This window comes from Fusobacterium ulcerans ATCC 49185, from assembly GCF_900683735.1.
Taxonomy (GTDB): Bacteria; Fusobacteriota; Fusobacteriia; order Fusobacteriales; family Fusobacteriaceae; genus Fusobacterium_A; species Fusobacterium_A ulcerans_A.
In genome coordinates this window covers 375298-399038 of record NZ_LR215979.1, presented here as the reverse complement: position 1 = coordinate 399038, position 23741 = coordinate 375298, and the positions used below count along the sequence as shown (strand labels likewise).

20 protein-coding genes are annotated in these 23741 nt (G+C 29.8%); 9 read left to right on the top strand and 11 right to left on the bottom strand.

Annotated features, from left to right (window positions below):
• Nucleotides 1-201: 201 nt before the first annotated feature.
• From E0E45_RS01775 to E0E45_RS01745, 7 genes are all read right to left on the bottom strand, one after another.
• Nucleotides 202-1983, bottom strand: coding sequence for an aminopeptidase P family protein (locus E0E45_RS01775; protein WP_130889570.1), 1782 nt, complete (start codon nt 1981-1983; stop codon nt 202-204).
• 26 nt (nt 1984-2009) lie between these two features.
• Entirely contained in the window at nt 2010-3836 is a 1827-nt protein-coding gene (gene glmS / locus E0E45_RS01770) for a glutamine--fructose-6-phosphate transaminase (isomerizing) (protein ID WP_130889569.1), read from the bottom strand.
• Between the two features lie 286 nt (nt 3837-4122).
• The gene (locus tag E0E45_RS01765) at nt 4123-5133 is read right to left on the bottom strand and encodes an electron transfer flavoprotein subunit alpha/FixB family protein (RefSeq protein WP_130889568.1); all 1011 of its coding nucleotides are present in this window, start codon (nt 5131-5133) and stop codon (nt 4123-4125) included.
• A gap of 31 nt (nt 5134-5164) precedes the next feature.
• On the bottom strand, nt 5165-5950 hold the full coding sequence (locus tag E0E45_RS01760) for an electron transfer flavoprotein subunit beta/FixA family protein (protein ID WP_005978087.1): 786 nt from the start codon (nt 5948-5950) through the stop codon (nt 5165-5167).
• Between the two features lie 49 nt (nt 5951-5999).
• Nucleotides 6000-7145, bottom strand: coding sequence for an acyl-CoA dehydrogenase (locus E0E45_RS01755; RefSeq protein WP_130889567.1), 1146 nt, complete (start codon nt 7143-7145; stop codon nt 6000-6002).
• Between the two features lie 34 nt (nt 7146-7179).
• Nucleotides 7180-7584, bottom strand: coding sequence for a MaoC family dehydratase (locus E0E45_RS01750; protein ID WP_130889566.1), 405 nt, complete (start codon nt 7582-7584; stop codon nt 7180-7182).
• 448 nt (nt 7585-8032) lie between these two features.
• A complete protein-coding gene (locus tag E0E45_RS01745; protein ID WP_130889565.1) occupies nt 8033-9589 on the bottom strand; it encodes an acyl CoA:acetate/3-ketoacid CoA transferase in 1557 nt (518 codons plus the stop codon).
• A 423-nt stretch (nt 9590-10012) separates the two neighbouring features.
• On the opposite strand from E0E45_RS01745, the gene E0E45_RS01740 reads away from it, so the two are divergent.
• The 5 genes from E0E45_RS01740 to E0E45_RS01720 all read left to right on the top strand — a co-directional run bounded on the left by E0E45_RS01740 (nt 10013) and on the right by E0E45_RS01720 (nt 14563).
• Entirely contained in the window at nt 10013-10879 is an 867-nt protein-coding gene (locus tag E0E45_RS01740) for a LysR family transcriptional regulator (protein ID WP_130889564.1), read from the top strand.
• Between the two features lie 212 nt (nt 10880-11091).
• A complete protein-coding gene (locus tag E0E45_RS01735; protein ID WP_130889563.1) occupies nt 11092-12408 on the top strand; it encodes a GntP family permease in 1317 nt (438 codons plus the stop codon).
• A 136-nt stretch (nt 12409-12544) separates the two neighbouring features.
• Nucleotides 12545-13279 carry a tRNA1(Val) (adenine(37)-N6)-methyltransferase gene (locus E0E45_RS01730; RefSeq protein ID WP_130889562.1) on the top strand — a complete coding sequence of 245 codons (735 nt, stop codon included), beginning with the start codon at nt 12545-12547 and terminating at the stop codon, nt 13277-13279.
• 32 nt (nt 13280-13311) lie between these two features.
• Entirely contained in the window at nt 13312-14067 is a 756-nt protein-coding gene (locus E0E45_RS01725) for a threonine/serine ThrE exporter family protein (RefSeq protein WP_130889561.1), read from the top strand.
• Between the two features lies 1 nt (nt 14068).
• Nucleotides 14069-14563: a threonine/serine exporter family protein gene (locus E0E45_RS01720; RefSeq protein ID WP_130889560.1), complete on the top strand. Its 495-nt coding sequence runs from the start codon at nt 14069-14071 to the stop codon at nt 14561-14563.
• Nucleotides 14564-14618: 55 nt separating this feature from the next.
• Here E0E45_RS01720 and E0E45_RS01715 read toward each other — a convergent pair whose 3' ends face one another.
• The 3 genes from E0E45_RS01715 to E0E45_RS01705 all read right to left on the bottom strand — a co-directional run bounded on the left by E0E45_RS01715 (nt 14619) and on the right by E0E45_RS01705 (nt 17948).
• Nucleotides 14619-15989: a sensor histidine kinase gene (locus E0E45_RS01715; protein WP_130889559.1), complete on the bottom strand. Its 1371-nt coding sequence runs from the start codon at nt 15987-15989 to the stop codon at nt 14619-14621.
• A 21-nt stretch (nt 15990-16010) separates the two neighbouring features.
• Nucleotides 16011-16673, bottom strand: a complete 663-nt coding sequence (locus E0E45_RS01710) for a response regulator transcription factor (RefSeq protein WP_130889558.1) — start codon at nt 16671-16673, stop codon at nt 16011-16013.
• A gap of 171 nt (nt 16674-16844) precedes the next feature.
• The gene (locus tag E0E45_RS01705) at nt 16845-17948 is read right to left on the bottom strand and encodes a hypothetical protein (protein ID WP_130889557.1); all 1104 of its coding nucleotides are present in this window, start codon (nt 17946-17948) and stop codon (nt 16845-16847) included.
• Between the two features lie 531 nt (nt 17949-18479).
• On the opposite strand from E0E45_RS01705, the gene E0E45_RS01700 reads away from it, so the two are divergent.
• Both E0E45_RS01700 and E0E45_RS01695 read left to right on the top strand, forming a co-directional pair.
• A complete protein-coding gene (locus E0E45_RS01700; RefSeq protein WP_130889556.1) occupies nt 18480-19199 on the top strand; it encodes a gamma-glutamyl-gamma-aminobutyrate hydrolase family protein in 720 nt (239 codons plus the stop codon).
• A gap of 28 nt (nt 19200-19227) precedes the next feature.
• Nucleotides 19228-20673, top strand: coding sequence for an alanine/glycine:cation symporter family protein (locus E0E45_RS01695; RefSeq protein ID WP_130889555.1), 1446 nt, complete (start codon nt 19228-19230; stop codon nt 20671-20673).
• 58 nt (nt 20674-20731) lie between these two features.
• Here E0E45_RS01695 and E0E45_RS01690 read toward each other — a convergent pair whose 3' ends face one another.
• Nucleotides 20732-21388 carry a murein L,D-transpeptidase catalytic domain family protein gene (locus tag E0E45_RS01690; protein ID WP_130889554.1) on the bottom strand — a complete coding sequence of 219 codons (657 nt, stop codon included), beginning with the start codon at nt 21386-21388 and terminating at the stop codon, nt 20732-20734.
• Between the two features lie 114 nt (nt 21389-21502).
• On the opposite strand from E0E45_RS01690, the gene E0E45_RS01685 reads away from it, so the two are divergent.
• Nucleotides 21503-22846 carry an ATP-dependent nuclease gene (locus tag E0E45_RS01685; RefSeq protein ID WP_130889553.1) on the top strand — a complete coding sequence of 448 codons (1344 nt, stop codon included), beginning with the start codon at nt 21503-21505 and terminating at the stop codon, nt 22844-22846.
• Nucleotides 22847-22869: 23 nt separating this feature from the next.
• The gene (locus E0E45_RS01680) at nt 22870-23466 is read left to right on the top strand and encodes a CHAP domain-containing protein (RefSeq protein ID WP_130889552.1); all 597 of its coding nucleotides are present in this window, start codon (nt 22870-22872) and stop codon (nt 23464-23466) included.
• Nucleotides 23467-23741: the final 275 nt, after the last annotated feature.

Below are 23741 nucleotides of genomic sequence, written 5' to 3'. Positions count from 1 at the left end.
TCTTATTAGAGTCGACATTGTCGAGTGGTTCGACTCGAGATTTTCGAGTAGTTCAGCTCGAAACTTTCGAGGGGATATAAAAAAATATTTACTAAACTTACAACTCGTCCCAGAAAAGTTTATGAGGATTAAAGTCGAAAAAATAAAAGGCTGCAAAAATCAGTTAATAAATCACTAATTTTTAACAGCCTCAACAATTTTTTAAATTTTTCTAGTATATTCTTTCAACCATTTTTTTTCTTCTTCACTCAAGAATGGGGAAATTTTTTCAAATACTATTTGATGATAATTATTCAAAAATTCTTTTTCCTCTTCATTCAAAAGTTCAGTAACTACCCCATCTAAATCCAATGGAGCATAAGTCATTGTTTCAAAAGTCATAAATTGACCAAAATCTGTTTTTTCAGCATTTCTCACTATCAATTCATTTTCGAGTCTAATTCCATGTGAACCTTGAATATATACTCCAGGTTCATTTGTTACTGTCATTCCTGCTTCCAGCACTTGAGGATTATACTGCCATCTTATACTATGAGGTCCCTCATGTACATTCAGAAGAAATCCAACTCCATGCCCAGTTCCACATTTGTAATCTATTCCTCTTGACCATACTGGTCTTCTAGCCAATATATCTAAATTTGTTCCTGTAATTCCATACATAAATTTAATCATTGAAAGTGACAGCATTCCTTTTAGTACCAAAGTAAAATGTTCTTTCACTTCCCCACTGCATTCTCCCAATACAAAAGTTCTAGTTATATCTGTAGTTCCATCTATGTATTGTCCTCCCGAATCTACTAAAAGAAGATTTCTTGGTGCAAGTTGACTGTTAGAATCTTTATTGGCACTATAGTGCATCATAGCAGCATTTGCTTCATATGCTGAAATTGTATTAAAACTTGGTTCCTTATAATCAGCCCATTCTTTTCTAAAGGATTCTAGTTTTTCAGCTGCACTCATTTCTGTTATTTCTTGACCTCCAATATTTTTTTTAAGCCAATACATAAATTTTGTAACTGCAACTCCGTCTTTTATATGAGCATTTTTAAGATTTTCTAATTCTATGTCATTTTTACAAGCTTTCATAAGAGTACTTGGATTTGGTTTATCTAATATTTCAGTTTCTGCTGGAATACTATTATAAATAAGATAATTTACTTTAGCTGTATCTAAAAGAACTACATCATTTTTTGCTATAGTTTTCACATCTTCATATATAGAAAAATAATCTTTTAATTGGATATTTTTATCAATAAAATATTTTTCAACCTCTTCTGTTATTTTATTTTTATCTATATACAATACAGCTTCTTCAATAGAAATCATAGCATATGATAGAGAAACAGGATTATTTTTCACATCTCTCCCTCTCATATTAAAAAGCCATGCTATATCATCAAGAGAAGTTAATATATGCTTATTAGTATTCAAATTTGACATTTTTTTTCTTACTCTTTCAATCTTACTTTCAAAACTTTCACCACAATATTTTTCAGCTAGTATAAAGACATCTGACTTTGGAAGAGCTGGTCTGTCACTCCACATCTCTCCTATCAAATCATATCTATCTTCTATTTTTATTTCTTTTTTTCCAAATCCAGTTTTTATATCAAATACATTTTTTCCTGATAAAACTTTTCCATCAAATCCTAGACATTGACCGTTTTTAAGATTTTTTCCTATGTATTCAATGTATGTTGGAACATTCTCTTCTCCCATTTTAAAAAGAGTTATTGTACTTTCTTTAAGCTGTTTCTCAGCCTGTATAAAATATCTTCCATCAGTCCAAAGCCCAGCTTCATTTTCTGTTACTACTATTGTTCCAGCTGATCCTGTAAATCCTGATATAAACTCCCTAGATTTAAAATATTCTCCTACATACTCACTTTGATGGTAATCTGAAGAAGGAACAACATACACATCTATTCCTCTTTTCTTCATCAATTCTCTCAGTTTAATGATTCTTTCTCTTATAATGCTCAAAAAATTCACCTCTGTTTAATATTTTTTTATTCAACAGTAACAGATTTTGCAAGATTTCTTGGTTTATCAACATCCAAACCTTTTGCTACTGCTGTGTAATATGACAACAGTTGCAATGGGATCATAGATAATAATGGAGCTACCATATTATCTATGTCATCTATAAGTATCACTCTGTCAGATACATCTAAAATTTCTTTATAATCTGCCTTTGTAACAGAAATAACAAAGGCTCCTCTTGCTTTCAGCTCTTTGATATTAGATGCTACTTTTTCCACCATATCTCTTTGAGTTGAAACCACTACAATCATAGTTCCTTCTTCAATAAGTGCTATTGGCCCATGCTTTAATTCTCCAGCTGGAAAAGCTTCAGTATGAATATAAGTTATCTCTTTCATTTTTAGAGATCCCTCTCTTGTTATTTTTTCATCTATTCCTCTTCCAATATAGAAGCCATTTTTCTTATCTTTTATCTCTTGAGCTATTTTTTCTATCTTTTCTTTATTAAAGAACATTTTTCCTATTTTTTCACTTAAACTATAAATTTTATCCAAGTAACTGTCATATTCTTCTAAAGTTACTCTTTTACATTTAAATGCTACATAAAGTGCAAGAAGATAAAATGTCACTACTTGTGTTGTATAGGCTTTTGTTGAAGCTACTGATATTTCAGGTCCAGCAACAGTATACAATACTATATCTGCTTCTCTTGAAATAGTTGATCCAACTACATTTGTTATTGCCAGAGTTTTTGCTCCCTTGCTCCTAGCCAATTTCAATGCCATAAGAGTATCAAGAGTTTCTCCAGACTGACTTATAAATATAACAAGATTCTCTTCATTTAAAAAAGGATCACTATATCTAAATTCAGATGCAATATCCACGTTTGTTTTTATTTTTGCCATTTTTTTAAAGAAATATGCTGCCTGCAATCCAGCATGATAAGCTGTTCCACATGCAATTATATCAATTTCTTTAATTTTTTCAAAATCAATTTTTTCAAATGCTTTTCCAAAGTCTACTTTTCCATCTGGTTTTATATAGACTTCCAGAGTTCTTTCTACAACAGCAGGCTGTTCCTCAATTTCTTTCAGCATAAAATGGGGATATCCATTTTTACTTGCTTGTTCCATATCCCATTCTATCTTAGTAACTTCTTTTGTTATAGGTTTTCCAGCTTTATCAAAAACAGTTACCTTACCTTCTTCTATAACAGCTATTTCATCATTTTCTAAGAAAATAACATCTCTTGTATATTTTAAAATAGCTGGAACATCTGATGCAATAAAATTTTTATCCTTTCCTAAACCTATAATTAAAGGACTCTCTTTTCTAGTACAAATGATTTTATCAGGCTGCTCTTCATGTATTATACCTAAAGCATAACTTCCTCTTATTTTATCCCTTACTTTCATTATTGTTTCTAACAAATCTCCTGTATAAAGATAAGAAAAAAGTTGTGCTGCTACTTCACTGTCAGTATCAGAAGAAAAAACGTATCCTTTCTCTATAAGTTCATCTTTTAATACAGCATAATTTTCTATTATTCCGTTATGAACTACTGCTACTTTTTTATCACAACTGCAGTGAGGGTGCGAATTGACATCTGTTGGTACTCCATGAGTAGCCCATCTAGTATGTCCTATTCCCACATTTGAATAATGTCCTGCACCTTTAAGTGATTCCTTGAGATTATCCAGCTTTCCACTTTTCTTCTCTACAAAAAGATGTCCTTTTTCAATGATTGCAAGCCCAGCAGAGTCGTACCCTCTGTATTCAAGTTTGCTCAATCCATCAAGTATTACTTCTACTGCCTTTTCATCATTTCCTACATATCCGATAATTCCACACATATGCAACCTCCTATTTAATTTAAAATGTCCATAGGAGACTTGTTACAGTTACCTCTTTGTTCCATAAGTTGCCCTATAGCTTTGTTAGTAACGGTTGTAACCACCTCTGAGAAACCCGCCGAAATTTCGATTATCTCAGTCCTCGTCAACTTTTATAAAAAGTTCTGGCGCTTGTCTTACATTAGTCCCCTTGTCAGATTATTATATTATAAATAAAGGGGCTGGTCAACTCTTTTATTGACCAGTCCCCTATAAATACTCTCAAATTTTATTTTTTTATCTGTTATTACTTAGCATCTTTAGCTTTTTTCAACTCTTCAGCCAGTAATGGAGCTATTTTGTTAGCATCTCCAACAATTCCTAAGTCTGCAACATTGAATATAGGTGCATCTTTATCTTTGTTTATAGCTACTATATATTCAGACTCTTCCATTCCTGCAACGTGTTGGATTGCTCCAGAAATTCCACATGCGAAGTAAATGTCAGGTCTAACTGTTTTACCAGTTTGTCCAACTTGTCTGTCATGCTCGATATATCCAGCATCAACAGCTGCTCTTGAAGCAGATACAGTTGCACCAATTTCTTTAGCTACAGATTCTAATGCAGCAAAGTTCTCAGCTGAACCGATTCCTCTTCCTCCAGATACAAGTATTTTAGCTTCAGAAATATCTACTTTATTAGCAGTTTCTTTAACTATTTGAACAACTTTAACTTTCATTTTAGAAGTATCTAAAGATACAGAGAAGTTCTCTATTTCTCCTTCTCTTCCTTCTACTCTTGGAGCTTTTTGCATTACTCCTGGTCTAACTGTAGACATTTGAGGTCTATGATCAGGACAAACAATAGTTGCCATTAAGTTTCCTCCAAATGCAGGTCTTGTCATTTCCAATCCTTTAGTTTCTTCAGAAATTTCAAGTTTTGTACAGTCAGCTGTAAGTCCTGTAGCCATTCTTGAAGATACTCTAGGTGCTAAATCTCTTCCTAAAGTAGTAGCTCCAAATAGAACGATTTCAGGTTTTTTAGCATCAATTATAGCTTTAAATACTTGAGTATAAGCTTCAGTATCATAAACTTCTAATCTAGCTTGATCAACTACAACAACTTTGTCAGCTCCATATTCAACTAGAGTTTTTGCTAATCCTGCAACATTATACCCTATTAAAGCAGCTGTTACTGGTACATTTAATACTCCAGCTAATTCTTTAGCTTTTCCAATTAATTCTAAACCAACAGTTTGAATTACCCCATCTCTTTGTTCTGCAAATACTAATATTCCTTTATAATCACTTAAATTCATTATCCTATCTCCTTTTCCTAAGGTTCATTTGTTAAATAACAAATTTTTCTTTTAATTTTTCAACAATTAAGTTTACTGCTTCTTTTGCTTCTAATTCAAATACTTTACCAGCTTGTTTAGCTCCTTTAGTAAATGATTTTTTAACTTTAGTAGGTGATCCATTTAATCCAATGATTGCTGGATCTATTGTTATATTATCAAAAGTCCAAGTTTCAACTGGTTTATCAAAAGCTTCAACAATTCCTCCAACTCTCATATATCTAGGTTGGTTAGCTTCTGATAATACAGTAACTAGAGCAGGTAATTGAACATTTACTAAGTAATATCCATCTTCCACAACTCTTTTAATTGTTAATGAATTGTCTTCTGTATTATATTGCATATCTTTTACATAAGATACTTGAGGTAATCCTAGGTGTTCAGCTATTTGTGGTCCTACTTGTGCAGTATCTCCATCAATAGCTTGTCTTCCTGCGATTATTAGGTCAGCTTCTATATTTCTTAAAGCAGCTGCAATAGTATTAGAAGTAGCTAGAGTATCTGCTCCTCCAAATTTTCTATCTGTTAAAAGGATAGCTCTATCTACACCCATTGCATATGCTTCTCTTAGGATAGCTTCTGCTTGAGGAGGTCCCATTGTGATAACTGTTACATGAGCTCCATATTTATCTTTAAGTTTTAAAGCTTCTTCCAATCCACCTTTATCATCTGGGTTCATGATACTAGGAACTCCATCTCTGATTAGTGTCCCTTTTACTGGATCTAATTTGATCTCAGTTGTGTCTGGAACTTGTTTTATACAAACTACTATTTTCATCTTCCATCCTCCATATATTAATTCATATACTTTTTTCTCTATTGGTTAATTATTTTAAAAGATTTCCTGCTATTACCATTCTTTGAACTTCTGAAGTTCCTTCATATATCTCAGTGATTTTAGCATCTCTCATCATTCTTTCTACTGGATATTCTCTAGTGTATCCATATCCTCCATGTAGTTGAACTGCTTTAGTAGTAACTTCCATAGCAGTTTCAGCTGCAAATAGTTTAGCTCTTGCTGCATCTACTGTGTATGGTAGGTTGTTGCTTTCTCTCCATGCTGCTTTGTAAACTAAAAGTCTTGAAGCTTCTATTTTAACTTCTAAGTCAGCTAATTGGAATTGAGTGTTTTGGAATTTAGCAATAGCTCTTCCGAATTGTTTTCTCTCTTTTACATATCCAACAGTTTCATCTAAAGCACCTTGAGCAATTCCTAATGCTTGAGAAGCAATTCCTATTCTTCCTCCATCAAGAGTCATCATAGCAATTTTGAATCCTTTTCCAACTTCTCCTAGTAGGTTTGATTTAGGGATTCTTACATTTTCAAATATCAATTCACAAGTTGATGATCCTTTGATTCCAAGTTTCTTTTCTTTTTTACCTATAGAGAATCCTGGAGTTCCTGTTTCTAATATGAAAGCTGAAATTCCTTTTAATCCTTTTGATCTGTCAGTCATTCCAAATATAACATAAACATCTGCATATCCTGCATTTGTTATGAATATTTTAGAACCATTGATAACCCATTCATTTGTAGTTTCATCTAAAACTGCAGTAGTTTGTTGTCCAGCAGCATCTGTTCCAGCATTTGGCTCAGTTAATCCAAAAGCTCCTAACCATTCTCCGCTTGCTAGTTTAGGAATATATTTTTGTTTTTGCTCTTCAGTACCAAAGTGTAATATTGGCCAAGTTCCTAGTGAAGTATGTGCAGATACAATAACTCCAGTAGTTCCACAAACTCTTGAAAGTTCTTCTACTGCCATTGCATACATTACATTATCTCCACCTGCTCCACCATATTGTTTTGGAATAGGGATTCCCATTAACCCGATTTCAGCCATTTTTTTAACTGTTTCAACTGGGAATCTTTCTTCTTCATCTACTTCAGCAGCTAAAGGTTTTACCTCTTTTTCAGCAAATTCTCTTATCATTTGTCTGAAAAGTTCATGTGTCTTAGGTATATTAAATTCCATTATCTTAATCCTCCTACTAGTCTTTGTTATCTAACTATTTTTTCATTATTTTTGCTTGACCTTTTAATACTTCTTTACCATCTTGATTTGTACATACTGTTGATAATATTACTCTGTTTTTTTCTGGAATCAACTCTATAATCTCAGCAGTCGCTGTGATAGTGTCTCCAAAATAAACTGGTGCTGTGAACATTAGTTCTTGCCCCATGTAGATACTCCCCTCACCTGGGAGTTTTGTTCCTAATACGGCAGATACTAGACCTGCAGTTAGCATTCCATGTGCTATCCTGTGTTTGAAAATAGTTTTTTTTGCGTGTTCTTCATTTAAGTGAGCTGGATTTATATCCAACGTAATACCTGCATAAAGAATAACATCAGCCTCTGTAATTGTTTTTGTTACTTGAGCCTTCATACCTATTTTCAAATCTCCGAAATTCATATCCCCTCCAATCCATCATTCATAAATTTCTTTGATTAATAAAAAAACAGTAGATATAAATATATTATATAGATATAAATATATTTTATTATAGCACTTTTTCAAAAAAAAATTAACCAAATATTTTTAGTTCAGTTTTGTTCGGAAAATGTACTATCTTGTTTTATATGTATCTAATGCTTTTTTTACATACACACAACCTGTCAATTGTACTCTATTATAAGTTATACCAATATTTCAACTCAAAGTCAAGAGCTAGGGAGCACTTTATGTTTTTTTGTTCATTTTTTGCGTTATAATTATTAAAAAATAATCAAATCATAAAAAACACTCTTTCTTATTCTCCACTTTAAAAAAATATATTTAAAGAATATAATCGTCAGATAGAAATTTAAATGAACAATGGTCTCTCACTTATTAAAATTATAAGATAAAATAGTATTTAAAATTATAATACTAGTCCCATTTTTTCCGCTTTAAATATTTTCCCATCCATAGTTTTCAATTCATTTGAAATCAATGGTTTAAATTCCATCTGTCCTAATATATCTTTTTCTATATCTATACCAGGTGCTATTTCTATCAATGTTAATCCTTCTGGTTTTAGTTCAAAAACTGCTCTTTCTGTTACATACTTTACTTTCTTTTTATTTTCTTTTGCTAGTTTTCCACTGAAAGTAATTTGTTCAACATTTTTTACAAATTTTTTAATTTTTCCCTCTTGAAGAATTTTTAAATTTCCATCAGCTATTTCTAACTTTAATCCACCTGCTGTAAATGTTCCACAGAAAACTACCTCTTTAGCATTTTGTGTAATATTTATAAATCCTCCACATCCAGCTATTTTAGGTCCAAATTTTGATACATTTATATTTCCATCTCCATCACATTGTGCCAAACCTAAAAATGCCATATCCAATCCTCCTCCATCATAGAAATCAAATTGGTAAGGCTGATCTACTATACATATTGGATTTAAAGATGCTCCAAAATTAAGTCCTCCTGCTGGAGTTCCACCAATAGCTCCTGGTTCTACTGTTGGAGTAAAATACTCTTCTTGTCCCTCTTCATTAAGTACAGCAGCTATTACTTCTGGCATTCCTATTCCATAATTTATTATTTTCTTTTCCCTAGAAAGCAGCATTGCACATCTTCTTGATACTACTTTTCTCTCATCTAATGGTACAGGCTCTACTTTTTGTGGTTTATCAGATATTATCCTAGTCACATATCCAAGATTAAAATCTTCTGCTAATGTTTGTTTGTGATTTTCAGGATTTTCTGCCACTACTACATAATCTACAAGTATTCCTGGGATTTTTACATTTTTAGGTTGAATTACCCCATTTTCTACTTTTTTCTTTACTTGAACAATTATTTTTCCACCAGCATTTTTTACAGCCATTGCTATTGATAATGTTTCTAATGTCAATGGTTCTTCTTCAAATGAAATATTTCCATCTTCATCTGATGAAGTTCCTTTTAAAATACCAAAATTTGGCTTTTGTCCATGAAAAAATAATACTTCTCTTCCATTCAATTTTAATTTTTCAACAATATCCTTTGTTGTGATACTATTAAGTTTTCCTCCTTGGATTTCTGGGTCCACAAATGTCCCTAATCCAACATGAGAGATAGTCCCTGGTTTTCCAGCTGCCATATCTCTAAACATTTGAGCAATTACTCCTTGTGGCAGGTTATATCCCTGCATATCATTGTTATTTACCAGTTGTGCCAGACCTGGAGCTAATCCCCAGTGCCCACCTATAGCTTTTTTTATCATTCCTTTATGAGCAAAATGATTCAGACCTTTTGTTTTTCCGTCACCAAATCCAGCAGCAAACATAAGATTAAGATTTTTTGGTGTACCTTCTTCCAAAAAAGATTTTTCCATCTCTATAAATATCTCTTCTGGACTTCCTATCCCTACAAAACCACATACCAGTAATAACGAATCATCTTTTATTATTCTGGCAGCTTGAGATGCTTTAATAAACTCAGCCATTTAACTCACTCCTTCTATAATTACAAAAATACCTATCAGAATATTTTTGTATTCTTTTTTAGAACTAAGTCATGCCATTTCATACATCAGATATGATTCTAATTTGTTAGTAGGATTATAGTACACACTTATCGGAAAAGTCAATAGATGTATCCAAAAATAAATTGCTATTCTTTTTATAAATATTTTTTTCTTCACTGGAGAGAATTTTTTATTTTATAAAATTATGTTATAATACTTGAGTTGTGGATAACTTTTATATATTATTCTTTTTTCTTTTATGAATTTAATTCATACAGCATATGATAAAAAAGTATTTAATTTTCTGCCCTCAGAGAGGTATACTCTAAGTATAAATAAAACTATAAAAATCTAAATTTTAATTATTTGAAAAAGGAGGGGATTCTTATTAATATAAAACTTTTGAATTACTTTGTAGAGATAGCTAGACAGGAAAGCTTTACAAACGCTTCTAAAAAGTTATATATATGCCAATCTGCTTTAAGTAAGGCTATAAAAACTTTTGAAAATGAATTAGATATTATTTTAATTGACAGAACATCCAAAAGCTTCAAACTAACTCCAGAGGGACAGCTTCTTTATGAAAATGGTACTATTGCTTTAAAAGTTATCAATGAACAGCTTACTAAGCTGCAAGATAGTATAAGTCTGGAAAAAGGAAATATTAAAGTGGGAGTACCTCCAGTAATAAGTACTATATATTTTACATCTACTATTCAAGAATTTAGAAATATGTATAAGAATATCAATCTAAGCGTTATTGAAGCTGGAGCTAATACTGTTAAAGATAAAGTTGAAAAAGGAGAGATAGATATTGGTGTTGTTATTCTTCCTTTCTCCTCTCAAGATTTTAATATAACTCCTGTATTTATGTCAGACAATGTTGTTGTTGTCCACAAAAAGCACCCTTTAGCTTCTAAAAAAGAAGTTGCTATGGCAGAAATAAAGGATGAACCTCTCATCATCTTAAATGAAACATATATGCTCCATGACAGAATAAAAGCTTTATGTTCTAAGGCAGGGTTTGAACCAAACATCATTTGCACTAGCTCACAATGGGATTTCATTGCGGAAATGGTGGCTCTCAATCAGGGAATAAGCATACTTCCTAGACCTATACTTAGTAAATTCCACTCTAAAAATATTAGACTTTTAACCATTAAAGAACCTGAATTTCCATGGAATGTAGCACTTATTGTAAGAAAAGATAAATATGTATCCAAAGCTATAAAACTTTTTATAGAGTTTGTAAAAAATATAGATTTATAATTTCATTTAACCCCCTTAATTTCATTTTTATAACTTTGTATGATTTTTTTTCATACAGCAAATGAAATTCTAGTATTTTACTTTGATGATTTATTAGAATATAATTTTAGCATAAAACTATCAGACCATTTTGTATATTAATTATAAGTTTTGTTCTAATTTGTTGCTTTAAAAAATCATGAAGAGTAAAAAAAATTTAGGGAGGAAAATATATGCTGGGTATACTTTTAGGTTTATTATTATTAGTTTTTCTTTCATATAAGGGATATTCTATTATATGGGTAGCTCCACTTTCAGCTATCGTTGTTGCTTTATATGGATTTGGATTTAATGGACAAGTTTTACTGGAGTCATATACTGAAAATTATATGGGTTCTTTAGCTGGATTTACTAAATCATGGTTTCCTCTGTTCTTTCTAGGAGCAGTTTTTGGAAAAATGATGGATGTCACTGGAGCAGCTCGTGCAGTTGCACATCTCCTTGTAAAATTTGTTGGAGCTAAAAGAGCTCTCCTTGGAGTTGTTGTAAGTTGTGCTGTTCTTACTTATGGAGGAGTAAGCCTTTTTGTTGTAGTATTTGCTATATACCCACTTGCTATATCTCTTTTTAGAGAAGCTGATCTGCCAAGAAAACTGATCCCTGGTGCTATTGCACTTGGTGCATTTACTTTCACTATGACAGCTTTTCCAGGAAGTCCTCAATTAAATAATATAATTGCTGGAAGATATTTCAATACTACACCTTATGCTGCTCCTATTATGGGAATAGTTGCTGGATTAATAATGCTTATATGTGGATATTTATATCTATATTGGAAACAGGAAAAATTAGTAAAAGCTGGAGAGCGTTTTATTGAACCATCTAACAGTGTAAAAGAAGAAGAAGGAGATCTTCCTAATGAATATCTTTCTTTAGTTCCTCTTATCACAGTAGTTCTTGTTCTTTATATACTAAGTAAAAAAGCTGGTATGGCTATAACACCAGCAAGTATTTTATCACTTTTATGTGGAAACATAATTGTTGCTCTATTAAATTTAAAAAAATCTAAATTCTTTATCAAAGCATTAAATGAAGGTGGAAATGGTTCAGTAATAGCAATACTTAATACTGCTGCTGCTGTTGGATTTGGTGGAGTAGTAAGAGCTGTTCCAGGATTCCAAGTACTTACTGATAAACTTCTTGGAATAGATGCAAGTCCTTTAATCTCAGAAGCCTTAGCTATAACTCTTCTTGCAGGAGCTACTGGTTCATCTTCAGGAGGTATGGGAATAGCTTTGGAAGCTCTTGGACCTCAATATATGGCAATAGCTGCATCTCAAGGAATAAGTGTTGAAGCTTTTCATAGAATAGCTACAATAGCTTCTGGTGGATTAGATTCACTTCCTCATTGTGGTGCTGTTATAACTCTTCTGGCAGTTACTGGTATGACTCACAAAGATTCATACAATGATATTGGAATGGTTACTTGTGTTATTCCTCTAATCGCATTGGCTGCAGCTATAATTTTAGGAATGATGGGAATAGTATAATTTAGAATTGAATACAAAATATTGATAAGAAGCAGCTGTAAATTACCTTTCAGCTGCTCTTTTTTTCTCTTCTTAAAATTCTAATTTTAATTTATAATTAAATTTGATATAATGCAATGGGAGGGAAAAACATATTATGATCACTAACGAATTTGAAACTATTATAGACCTTTTAAAAAAAGATATGAAAATAATCCAAAGAACTGATCACTTCGCTTTTTCTTTGGATTCACTTCTTATCTCAGAATTTGCATCTATTACTAAAAATATTAATAATATTGTGGATTTAGGAACTGGAAATGGAGCTATTCCACTTTTTCTTTCTAAAAAAACCAAAGCAAAAATAACAGGAATTGAAATACAGGAAATATCAAGTGACCTTGCAAGAAGAAATGTAAAACTTAATAACCTTGAAGATCAAATTACTATTATTAATGATGACATGAAAAACTGGAGAAAATATTTCACTACCCATACTCTAGATATGGTAGTTTCAAATCCTCCATTTTTTAAATTTAACGGCAACGAAGAACTTTTAAATGACCTTACACAATTAACACTGGCAAGACATGAAATATCTATTACACTTGATACTCTTATAGAAACTGCTGCTGGTTTATTAAAAGATAAGGGATATTTTGTTCTTGTTCATAGAGTAGACAGACTTATTGAAATAATCGAACTTATGAAAAAACATCTTATTGAACCTAAGAGAATTCAGTTTTGTCACTCTAAAAATGATAAAGAGGGAAAAATATTATTACTAGAAGGAATCAAATATGGCAAGCCTGGACTTAGAATACTGCCCCCATTATTCACTCATGATAGCAATGGACAATATTCTTCTGAAGTTTTAGAAATGTTTAAATAATTTATATTTTCATTCTTGGGGAGGAAGATTTTATGAATGAAAACAAGGTTCTCGTATTAGCTAACTTAGTAGGGAAAATAGCATTACAAAGTGGTGCTGAAACTTATAGAGTGGAAGATATAATAAATAGAATATGCAGGCATTATGGGCTGAATGCTCAATGTTTTGTTTCTATAACTTGTATTATTACCTCTGTAAGAAACTACAAAGGAGAACTTTTCTGTTCTGTGGAAAGAGTTCCAAACAGAACAACTAATTTAAATAAAGTTCATAGTATAAATCAATTAGTAAGAGATATAAAAAAATACTCTTTTGATGATTTTGCTAAAAATATAAATATAATAGATAAAGAAGTTCCTTATAAAAAATATATGTATTTTTTAGCTTACTGTTTTGGAGCTTTTTCTTTTGCACTTCTTTTTAAAGGAAAATTTAATGATGCCTGCTGTGCTTTTATAAGTGGAGGTCTTATATTTGTAATATCAGATTTTGCTACAAAGCTTCAGTCAAATAGTTTCTTCATAAATACTTTGGGAGGATTTATTTGTACAATCTGCTCTTATCTTTCATATAAAATTGGTTTCACAGATACAGTTTCCTATTCAATCATTGGTGCTATCATGCTCCTTGTTCCTGGAATAGCCCTCACAAATGCTATAAGAGATCTAGTAGCTGGAGATCTTCTTTCAGGAATATCTCGTGCTGTAGAAGCCTTTCTGGTAGGAGCAGCTTTAGCTATAGGCACTGGATTTGCACTATTTATTCTTGTAAGATTTGGGGGTATATAAAATGCTGTTAGAAATTTTATGGGCTGCTGCAAGTACTTTTGCTTTTGGTATTATATTCAATCTTAAAGGAAAAAAATTATTCTGTGCAAGTGCTGGCGGAGCATTAGGCTGGGCTGTATATATTTTCTTTAAATATAATGGAAGTTCTATTCCAGCATCATTTTTATATTCTTCTATTGCTATTACTATTTATTCTGAGATAATTGCCAGATTTTTAAAAACACCTGTTACTTCTACTTTAATAGCCAGTCTTATCCCACTGGTACCTGGAAGCGGAGTGTATTTTACAATGTCTTATTTAGTTGAAAATAAGATAGAAGAAGCTGTAGCAAAGGGAACTGAAACTATTCTTATTACAGTTGCTATTACAGTTGGAATAGTATTAGTTTCTACTTTTTCTCAAATATATTATAAAATAAGGAGATATAATAAAATAAAGAAAAAAATAAATTTGAGAAATTCTGTAAAATTAAAAAAGCAAATAAATAAGTTCTAATAAAAAAAGAAGCTCTGCCAAAATTTTTCTATCAAGCAAGCTTCTTTTTTATATTTTAATTAAACTCTATATTGAATATAAAAAACCCTCTCTCCTTTTCAAATTTCATACTATATTTGAGCTGAAGAAGTTCTAAAATATTTTTTACAATAGAAAGCCCTAATCCTGTTCCACCATATTTTCTATTTCTTGAAGAATCTATTTTATAAAAAGGCTGAAAAATTTTCTCAAATTTTTCTTCTGAAATATCATCTGCACTATTTGAAATCTTTAAATTTTTATTTTTATAGCTTATTTCTATTATCCCTCTGCAGTCTGTATATGTAATTGCATTAGTTAAAAGATTATTCAATATAATTGAGAGTTTTCCTAAGTCTTCTATAATTATTCCATCTTCCATATTTATAGTAAGACTTATCTTCCTTTCTTCTATATCAAGTCTATACTTATTTAAAATCCCCTCTATAAACTCTTTTATTTTTATCTCTTTTTTTTCTATTTCAAAGAAATTAGCTTCATATCTACGATAAGAATTTAAATCTTTAATCATCTTATTAAGGTGAATACCTTCATCAAACATAACTGAATATATTTTTTCTATTTCTTTAGGATCTCTAATCATTTTATCTTGAAGCATTTCAATATATCCATTTATAATAGCAATAGGAGTTTTAAGTTCATGACTTATTGAATTCATAAGATTTTCATTGGTCTCAAGTTCTTTTTTTAATTGTTTATTTACTGTATTAAGTTCATCTATATTATTTTTTAAGGCCTGTGCCATAGTGTTTATATTTTTCCCAATTCTTGTAAGTTCATCATCACTTTTAAATTCAATAGTTTTTGAAAAATCAAGATTTGATATTTTTTTTGATACTTCCTCTAAAAGTATTATAGGACCTGACATTTTTTTGGAAATAAAATATGCCAGTATAAGTACAACTGGAATAATAAGAAGTGTCACATAAAAATATGCAGATAAAATTATACGGTTTATTACTTCAGGTATTACCATTAATGATGATATCAAAATATATTTCTCTTTATCTACTTTCTTGATAATATATATATTATTTAAAAGATGTGTTTTTTTTACATATCTTACAGCAATTTCATTAATATGCATACTTTCTAAATCAATTTTAAGATCTCTATTATTTAGATATTCAAAAACATAAGTTTTTGGTTTATCAATTGATAAGTCTACAATATCAACTTTTATATTTTCTGTTTGTTCTATTTTTTTCTTATATTCATCTGAAAACGAATTTATATTTACAAATTCAGTTATTTCTTTCAATTCCCTAGCTTTTTCATTTTTAATATAATCATTAACATACAAAGTATGAAATCCATATATTATAAAAAGAGGCATATATGTGACTATAACAAGTATTAAAAATATCTTATAGAAAATCTTCTTCATAAATAATCATATTCCTTTTCTTTATTTTATTTCAAATTTATAACCAACACTTCTTATAGTTTTAATATATTCTCCTCCAATTTTTTTCCTGAGATTTTTTATATGAACATCTATTGTTCTATCATTTCCAACAAAACCATATCCCCATATCTCTGTAAGCATTTTTTCTCTGCTTAAAGCTATATTTTTATTTTTTATAAAGTACATTAGTATTTCATATTCTTTAGGAGCAAGATCTAAATTTTTTCCTTCTTTAGTTACATTATGAGAAACATCATTTATTTTAAGTTTTCCTATTTCTATTTCATTACTATTATTAATAATAGTTTTATTTTTTAAAACTGTCTTTACTCTTGCTAAAAATACTTTATTGCTAAAAGGTTTTGTTATATAGTCGTCTGCTCCTATTTCAAAACCAAATACTTCATCATTCTCATTATCCCTTGCTGTTATGATTATCACTGGAACAGAGCTATATTCTTTTATTTCACGGCATATACTCCACCCATCTTTTTTAGGAAGCATTATATCTAATACTACAAGATCAAAAGGCTTCTCATAAAAAATCTTCATTGCCTCTTCTCCATCAGCTGCTTCTGTTACTTCATATCCCGCTGTCAGCAGATATACCTTTAAAATATTTCTTATTTCTTTCTCATCTTCTACTATCAGAATCTTTTTCACAATTCCTCCATCAACCAAAAAAGTCTTGTTTCCTAATTATATCATATAAAAAAATTATTAAAAAGCTAATACTTGCTATTTTATTTTTAAATAAAATAAAAACCGATTCCTGAATTTCAGCAGAAATCGGTTTTCTTATTAATCATCTTTCATATAATGAAAGTTATTTTATTAGAATGTAGTTGTAAATCCTACTACAGCAACTGGCTGCCATCTCCAATCTTGTGCATCACTTTCATATTTATAACCATTTGTGTATTCTGCTCCTAGAGATACATAAGTTTTAAATGAATCAGTTACATTGTATGAAGTAATTATTTGAGGCCAAGCATATAATCTATATTTTGAATCTTCATATGTTGTTTTATCTGCTGTGACATTAAAGTTATTATCTCTATATTCTCTTGCAAGAACATTTTCTGAATTCCAAGAATATGGATCAAATCCACCTTCAAAATAGAAATCTACATTAAGTTTTCCATTTGAATATAAGTTAGTAGTATTATATAAGTATGCCTCTACATCTACTCCAAAGTTATCATCTACTGTGCTGTTTGTTCCAGTTTTTTGGTCTTTTCCATAGAAATGTTGAGTTGCGTATACATTAAATTCAAATGAGAATCCTAATGGAAATTCGTGCATTGTATATAAGTCTACACCTAATTGATTGTCATAATCATCATTGTTTGCAGCCCAAGTATATCCATATTTTGGAGCTACTACAAAGTCTGTAGTTTTTACAAAATCATTATTGAACATATAGTCAGCAAAATTGAATCTTGCTTGGTATTGTAATTCTTGAGAATCATCATCTTGTCCATTATCTTGATAATGAATTCTTGAAGTAAGGTTTACTTTAGAATCTCCTAAATTTCCATGATTATAGAAATATCTGAATCTTGCTTCTGTTCCATTCATTCCTTTATCTTCATCATTTCCTGTTGAATTCCAGCTGTTATAATCTCTTATTCTGTATTCCAAAGCTTGGTTTTCAGTCATGTTAATTTTACCTTTTAATTCAACTCTTCCATAGTTATTATTTTTTCCATCATTCTTATAGTTCAACTCTTCAGCATCACCATAATATTTATAATGTAAATTTACATAACCATTTGGTCTGAATACTTCAGGTTTATCTCTGTAGACAATAACTTCTTTTTCTACAACTTGTACTGGTGCTTCCTCTGTTACAACTGGAGCAGGTACAATTTCTTTAGCTTGAGCCATTGCTGCTACTGCTAAAAATGCACTAACTAATAATAAAGATTTTTTCATAAAAATACCCCCTGTACTTTTTTATATTAAATTATATATGCCTATTAGCATAATAATAATTTACTTAAGGCAGTTATCATCTGGGAAGTTCATCACTGCCTCACCTTTAAACCAAGAAAAATTAGCACTATAACTTTTTCTTTTATAGTGATAATATAATATGGAATTATGAATAAATTGTGAATGAAATATATTTTTTTATACATATTCTTTCACTATAGCAACATTATAAAAACATAAAATTGGAAAAATAAAATTTTATTTTACCATAATATATCAATATTTTTCTCACTTTGAGAATATATATTATATGAATTTTCTCTTATTTTATATTTAAATAGTACTTACTTTAGTTTCTTATTTTGAGAATGTTTTTCTCACTTTGAGAATTAAATTTTCATTCCCTTTCATAAAAAAGTCATATATATAAACTTTTAGTTTGTTTTTAGAATGTTTTATCCTATTTTTTCATTGGCACAAAAAATGCTTATTTAATATATCAAATCAATAAAAATCTATTGGAGGTTTGTTATGAAGCCTATTATAGTAATAAGTGCATCTTATAATTTAAAAAATTCAGAAAAAAAATATTTTCTTCATGATAGTTATGTTAAAGCTATTAGAGCAGCTGGTGGAATACCTCTTTTAATTCCTATTACAGCTGATGTAGAAGAAATAAAAAAATATATATATATCTGTGATGGTCTTATTCTTCCTGGTGGAGAAGATGTTTCTCCTATATTTTTAAAAGAAAATCCCATTAGAAAAATTGGAATGATATCATTAGAGCGAGATTCATTTGAATTTGAACTCTTAAAAGAAGCTAAAATACAAAATAAACCCGTTTTAGGAATATGTAAAGGATGTCAACTAATTGCTCTGGACAGTGGTGGAAAAATATATCAAGATATATATTCTCAATGTGAACAAACATTTGAACATAGCCAGTCTGAATCCCAATTAAGTGAATTTTTTCATACAGTATTACTAGAAAAAGATAGTTTTTTATATAAAATTTTTGGTAAAGAAAAAATATGGGTTAACTCTTGGCACCATCAAGCAGTGAAATCTGTTGGAAATAAATTAAAAATAATTTCTAAAGCAGAAGATGGAATAATTGAAGGTATTGAATCAACAGAGCAAATGATTTTTGGTGTTCAATGGCATCCAGAACTTTTATTTGAAAAATATCCAGAACAACTACTGATTTACAAGTATTTTATAAAAACATGCAAAAAAAATCTGAATTGATTTAAAATAAATAAGGGAGGATTTTGTTATGGAAATATTGAATGTGGTTGTTGGTTGGTTATGGGGAGCTCCTGCAATTATTTTACTTTTCTCAGTAGGGCTTCTTTATGCTGTAAAAACAAGATTTTTACAATTTAGAAAATTAGGATATATTTTAAAAAAGACTGGAGGAGCTATTTTTCAAAAAAGTTCAGGACATGGTACTCTTTCACCATTTCAAGCTGCAGCTACAGCTATATCAGGAAGTGTTGGAACTGGTAATATGGCTGGTGTTGCTGCTGCGATAGTTTCTGGAGGTCCTGGAGCTGTTTTTTGGATGTGGATTATTGCTCTTCTTGGAATGCTTACAAAATTAGTTGAATGTACTTTAGCTGTTTTCTTTCGTGAAAAAGATGACAAAGGAAATTTCTATGGTGGACCTATGTTTTATATGGTTAAGGGAATAAGTCCAAAATGGAAGCCTATAGCTGTTTTCTTTGCTATAACAATAATAACTGGAGGTCTTGGAACTGCTGCTTTTCTACAGCCATATACAATCGCTGAATCCTTGAAAAATATGTTTGGAATACCTGCATGGATCTCCGTAACAGTAGCTGCTGTTGGCACTGGTATGGTTATTCTTGGAGGATTTAAATCAATAGGACGTTTCTGTGAAAAAATGGGAACTTTTATGTGTGTTATTTATATAGCAGCTGGATTAACTTGTCTTGCATTAAACTTTAGAAATATTCCTGCTGCTTTTGGATTAATATTCAATCATGCTTTTTCAAGTTTTCAGCCAGTAGCTGGTGGTGCATTTGGAATTGCAGTTACTAAAGCTATGAAATTTGGAGCAGCACGTGGTACTTTCTCTAATGAAGCTGGAGCTGGTAGTTCTCCTATGGTTCACTCAACTGCAACAACTGACCATCCTTTTAAACAAGGTATGTGGGGGGCATTTGAAGTATTTGTAGATACTATTTGTGTATGTTCAATGACTGCTTTAGTAATTTTAACAAGTGGTATTGATATTTGGGGAAGTGGTTTAACAGGTATAAATTTAACAATGGCTGCTTTTGAAAGTGCCCTTGGAACAAATGGTATATATCTTGTAGGGTTAAGTTTATGCCTATTTGCTTTTTCATCTATGTGTGGATGGGAATTCGAATATGAAACATCTATTGTATATCTCTTTGGCAACAAACATATAAAATTATGGCGCCTTTTGTGGTTAGTTCCTTCATTTCTTGCATTATTACAAACACATGAAAGTGTATGGGCTGTTGTAGATCTTTGTTCTGGTCTTTGGGTTCTTCCCAATGTAACTGCATTATTATGCTTAAGTGGAGCATTTATGGTAATATATAAAGATTATGAAGATAAATATTTCAATAAAACAAAACCTCTTGGAGGAAAAATAGAATATAATGGAAATTACTTTGATTGTTCAGCTGAACTTACTAATCAGCAAGCATTAGATGAAATAAAAAAATAATTTCAGAATTATAAAATGGCAGATTTAATATCTGCCATCTTGTTATTTTTTATTCTTTTTATAGTGATGCATAACTGCTTTTTTCATAATAATGTCTGTCATTACCTATGATAAATAAAACTGTTCTGTCCTTTATAGAATCTATAACATCTCTCGAAATGGTAGTAGGTATAGCTGGACATCCTTCACTTCTTCCAAGAAATCCATATTTTTCTATAAAATCAGGCTCTGCATAATCTGCTCCATGAACAACTATATTTCTGCTAAGAGCATTTGAATTTATTCCAGCTTCTAACCCCTTTAATCTCAATGAATATCCATTACTTCCAACATATGAATCATTAGTCATATAAAATCCCAATGAACTCATATATGAATTTTTATTATTTGAAAAATTAAGAGCTGAAGTTAATCCAGAATTTTTTCCATGTGTTACATATGTACTGTAGGCAACTTTTCTTTTATTAAGATCCAACACAAAAAATCTTTCAACATTTGATGGTTTTGTATAATCTACTATTGTAAGAAGTCCTTCTCTTTTATCTGGTATCTGCATGTAACCTTTATATGCTTTTCTGAAAATTGTGTACTCAACTTTTTGATTTAAATTTAAATCACTATACATTTTTTTTATATATCCTTCCTCAAGGTTTCTTTCTGCTCCAAAAGACAAAGTGCTAAACAAAGTTAACGCTAACAAAACTTTTTTTATCATAAATATACACTGTCCTCCTAGAAAAATTTTTTATATATAGAAAGTTTACATTGAAATTATATTTTTTTTCCGTTAAAATGTCAATAGAAATAAATATATAGAAAGGAGTTTTTTATGTATTTGAAAAAATTAAAAATTGTCAATTGGCAGTGTATAGAATATACAAAATTAGATTTTGAGAATCTTATGCTTTTTATAGGCCCAGCCAATAATGGAAAATCTAGCATTATGTCTTCTATAATGTTTTTTTTAGGCTATCGTAATTTAAGAACAAAAGATATACGAAATCAAAATATTCCCTTGGAACTAGAAGGGAGTTTTTCTAACTTCTCAAGAAAAACTTTCAAAGAATTAAATAATTATATATACAATAAAGAATTAAAAATAAGAATAATTAAATATCCTAATCGTGAAACTCAATATAAGATAGTTAAAAATAGAGAATGGAGTGAAATAGATTATGAAACATATATAAATATTGTTTCCAATATCCCTATTCTCTTTATTCCACCTTTTGCAGAGCAGGAACAAGCAGAACATTTTATCACTTCTTTTTTAAACATTTTGAAAAAAAGAAATATAGACGAAAAATTTGTATTAAAAGAAATGAAAAATCTCTCTGACACGTTAATGGCTGAATATGTAAGTAAGGGATTATACAGAACATTATTATTTGAATTATTCAGAGCATTAGCTACTGAATCTAAAAAAATTGAAACAAGTATAATAGGAAATACCATGATATTCTTTGAAGAACCTGAATTATATCTTCACCCTCAGGCAGAAAAAGAATTATATGATTGTTTTATTGCTCTCAGCAAATTAGGAGTACAACTATATATTTCTACACACTCAAGTAATTTTATAAGTTTAAAGCATTATAAATCCATATGTATTATAAGAAACAGCAACAATGGTAGCAGAGCTTTTCAATTTAAAGGAAGACTTTTCTCTGGGGATGAAGTAAAATACTTTAATATGAACTATTGGATAAACCCTGATCGAAGTGAACTCTTCTTTGCTAAAAAAGTCATTTTAGTAGAAGGACAAACAGACAAAATCGTTCTTGGATATCTTTCTAAAAAATTAGGAATTTATAAATATGACTATTCTATTCTTGAATGTGGTAGCAAAAGTATCATTCCACAATTTATAAAGCTTTTGAATGCTTTTAAGTTACCATATATTGCTGTTTATGATAAAGATAACCATTTTTGGAGAACTGAATTAGAAATAGAAAATTCAAATATAAAAAATCACTCTATTCAAAAAAGTATCAATTATGACTTTGGTAATTTTATAGAATTTGATAATGATATAGAAGAGGAACTTTATAGTGAAAAAAGAGAAAGAAAAAACTATAAAAACAAACCTTTTAACGCACTTAAAACAGTTTCTGAAGAAAACTATATAGTACCAGTTCAATTAGAACAGAAAATAAGAAAAATATTTAGTTAAAGAAAATATCTTGGGGGGATCATATGGCTAGCTTAATTTTTCGTAAAAAGAAAAAGAAACGTACTTTACCAAAAATTATTTTAATTATTATAATAGGAATCATATTTTTTAAAGTGAAAGTAGATAAAGAAGTTGGAAAAGAATTAGATAGTTTTAATAATGTAAAAATTTATTTTAACGGATTCCCAACAAAATCTTTTGGAAGAAACCTTTCTGAGGATAGTTATAATATTGGAATGAAATATCAATGTGTTGAATTTATAAAAAGATACTATTTTGAATATTATAACCATAAAATGCCTGATACTTATGGAAATGCTAAAGATTTTTATAATGCCGAATTAAAAGATGGAGATATGAATGTTAAAAGAGGATTACTGCAGTTTTCTAATCCTAGTTTCAAAAAACCTTCTGTTGGAGATATAGTAATATTTAAACCATACATTTTAAATCCTTATGGTCATGTTGCTATAATATCTAATGTTGAAGATGATAATATTGAAATTGTTCAACAAAATGTTTGGAAAAAAACTAGAGAAAAATTTAAACTTACTTATGAAAATAATAAGTGGTCTATAAACTCTAAAAGAATTATTGGAAGATTATCTCTTCCTGAATAAACAAAGATTGAGCCTGACAAAATAATTGAGTCAGGCTCTTTTTATTAAAAAACGTTTTATTTTAGTTTTATTTATTTTATTTTTTAACTTTTAATAAGTAAATAGTTCATTTTTTTATTTTTTTATTAAAATTAAAAAAAATAGTTTACTAACCAATATGCCTATTTATCGCTAATTGTAAAGTAGTTTACTTTTAAGTTTATTAAAATATACAAAGAGTTTAAAATTTGATGCTTTTCTATCTATAAATAAAAAAATAAATCTTATATAATTCA

What these genes read in the sequence shown, in the direction of transcription:
- E0E45_RS01745 (WP_130889565.1), bottom strand. Translation starts at nt 9,589, where the DNA reads ATGGCTGAGTTTATTAAAGCATCTCAAGCTGCCAGAATAATAAAAGAT.
- E0E45_RS01715 (WP_130889559.1), bottom strand. Translation starts at nt 15,989, where the DNA reads ATGAAGAAGATTTTCTATAAGATATTTTTAATACTTGTTATAGTCACA.
- E0E45_RS01705 (WP_130889557.1), bottom strand. Translation starts at nt 17,948, where the DNA reads ATGAAAAAATCTTTATTATTAGTTAGTGCATTTTTAGCAGTAGCAGCA.
- E0E45_RS01680 (WP_130889552.1), top strand. Translation starts at nt 22,870, where the DNA reads ATGGCTAGCTTAATTTTTCGTAAAAAGAAAAAGAAACGTACTTTACCA.
- E0E45_RS01765 (WP_130889568.1), bottom strand. Translation starts at nt 5,133, where the DNA reads ATGAATTTAAGTGATTATAAAGGAATATTAGTATTTGCAGAACAAAGA.
- E0E45_RS01720 (WP_130889560.1), top strand. Translation starts at nt 14,069, where the DNA reads ATGCTGTTAGAAATTTTATGGGCTGCTGCAAGTACTTTTGCTTTTGGT.
- E0E45_RS01690 (WP_130889554.1), bottom strand. Translation starts at nt 21,388, where the DNA reads ATGATAAAAAAAGTTTTGTTAGCGTTAACTTTGTTTAGCACTTTGTCT.
- E0E45_RS01685 (WP_130889553.1), top strand. Translation starts at nt 21,503, where the DNA reads ATGTATTTGAAAAAATTAAAAATTGTCAATTGGCAGTGTATAGAATAT.
- glmS (WP_130889569.1), bottom strand. Translation starts at nt 3,836, where the DNA reads ATGTGTGGAATTATCGGATATGTAGGAAATGATGAAAAGGCAGTAGAA.
- E0E45_RS01695 (WP_130889555.1), top strand. Translation starts at nt 19,228, where the DNA reads ATGGAAATATTGAATGTGGTTGTTGGTTGGTTATGGGGAGCTCCTGCA.
- E0E45_RS01755 (WP_130889567.1), bottom strand. Translation starts at nt 7,145, where the DNA reads ATGGAATTTAATATACCTAAGACACATGAACTTTTCAGACAAATGATA.
- E0E45_RS01750 (WP_130889566.1), bottom strand. Translation starts at nt 7,584, where the DNA reads ATGAATTTCGGAGATTTGAAAATAGGTATGAAGGCTCAAGTAACAAAA.
- E0E45_RS01725 (WP_130889561.1), top strand. Translation starts at nt 13,312, where the DNA reads ATGAATGAAAACAAGGTTCTCGTATTAGCTAACTTAGTAGGGAAAATA.
- E0E45_RS01735 (WP_130889563.1), top strand. Translation starts at nt 11,092, where the DNA reads ATGCTGGGTATACTTTTAGGTTTATTATTATTAGTTTTTCTTTCATAT.
- E0E45_RS01730 (WP_130889562.1), top strand. Translation starts at nt 12,545, where the DNA reads ATGATCACTAACGAATTTGAAACTATTATAGACCTTTTAAAAAAAGAT.
- E0E45_RS01760 (WP_005978087.1), bottom strand. Translation starts at nt 5,950, where the DNA reads ATGAAAATAGTAGTTTGTATAAAACAAGTTCCAGACACAACTGAGATC.
- E0E45_RS01700 (WP_130889556.1), top strand. Translation starts at nt 18,480, where the DNA reads ATGAAGCCTATTATAGTAATAAGTGCATCTTATAATTTAAAAAATTCA.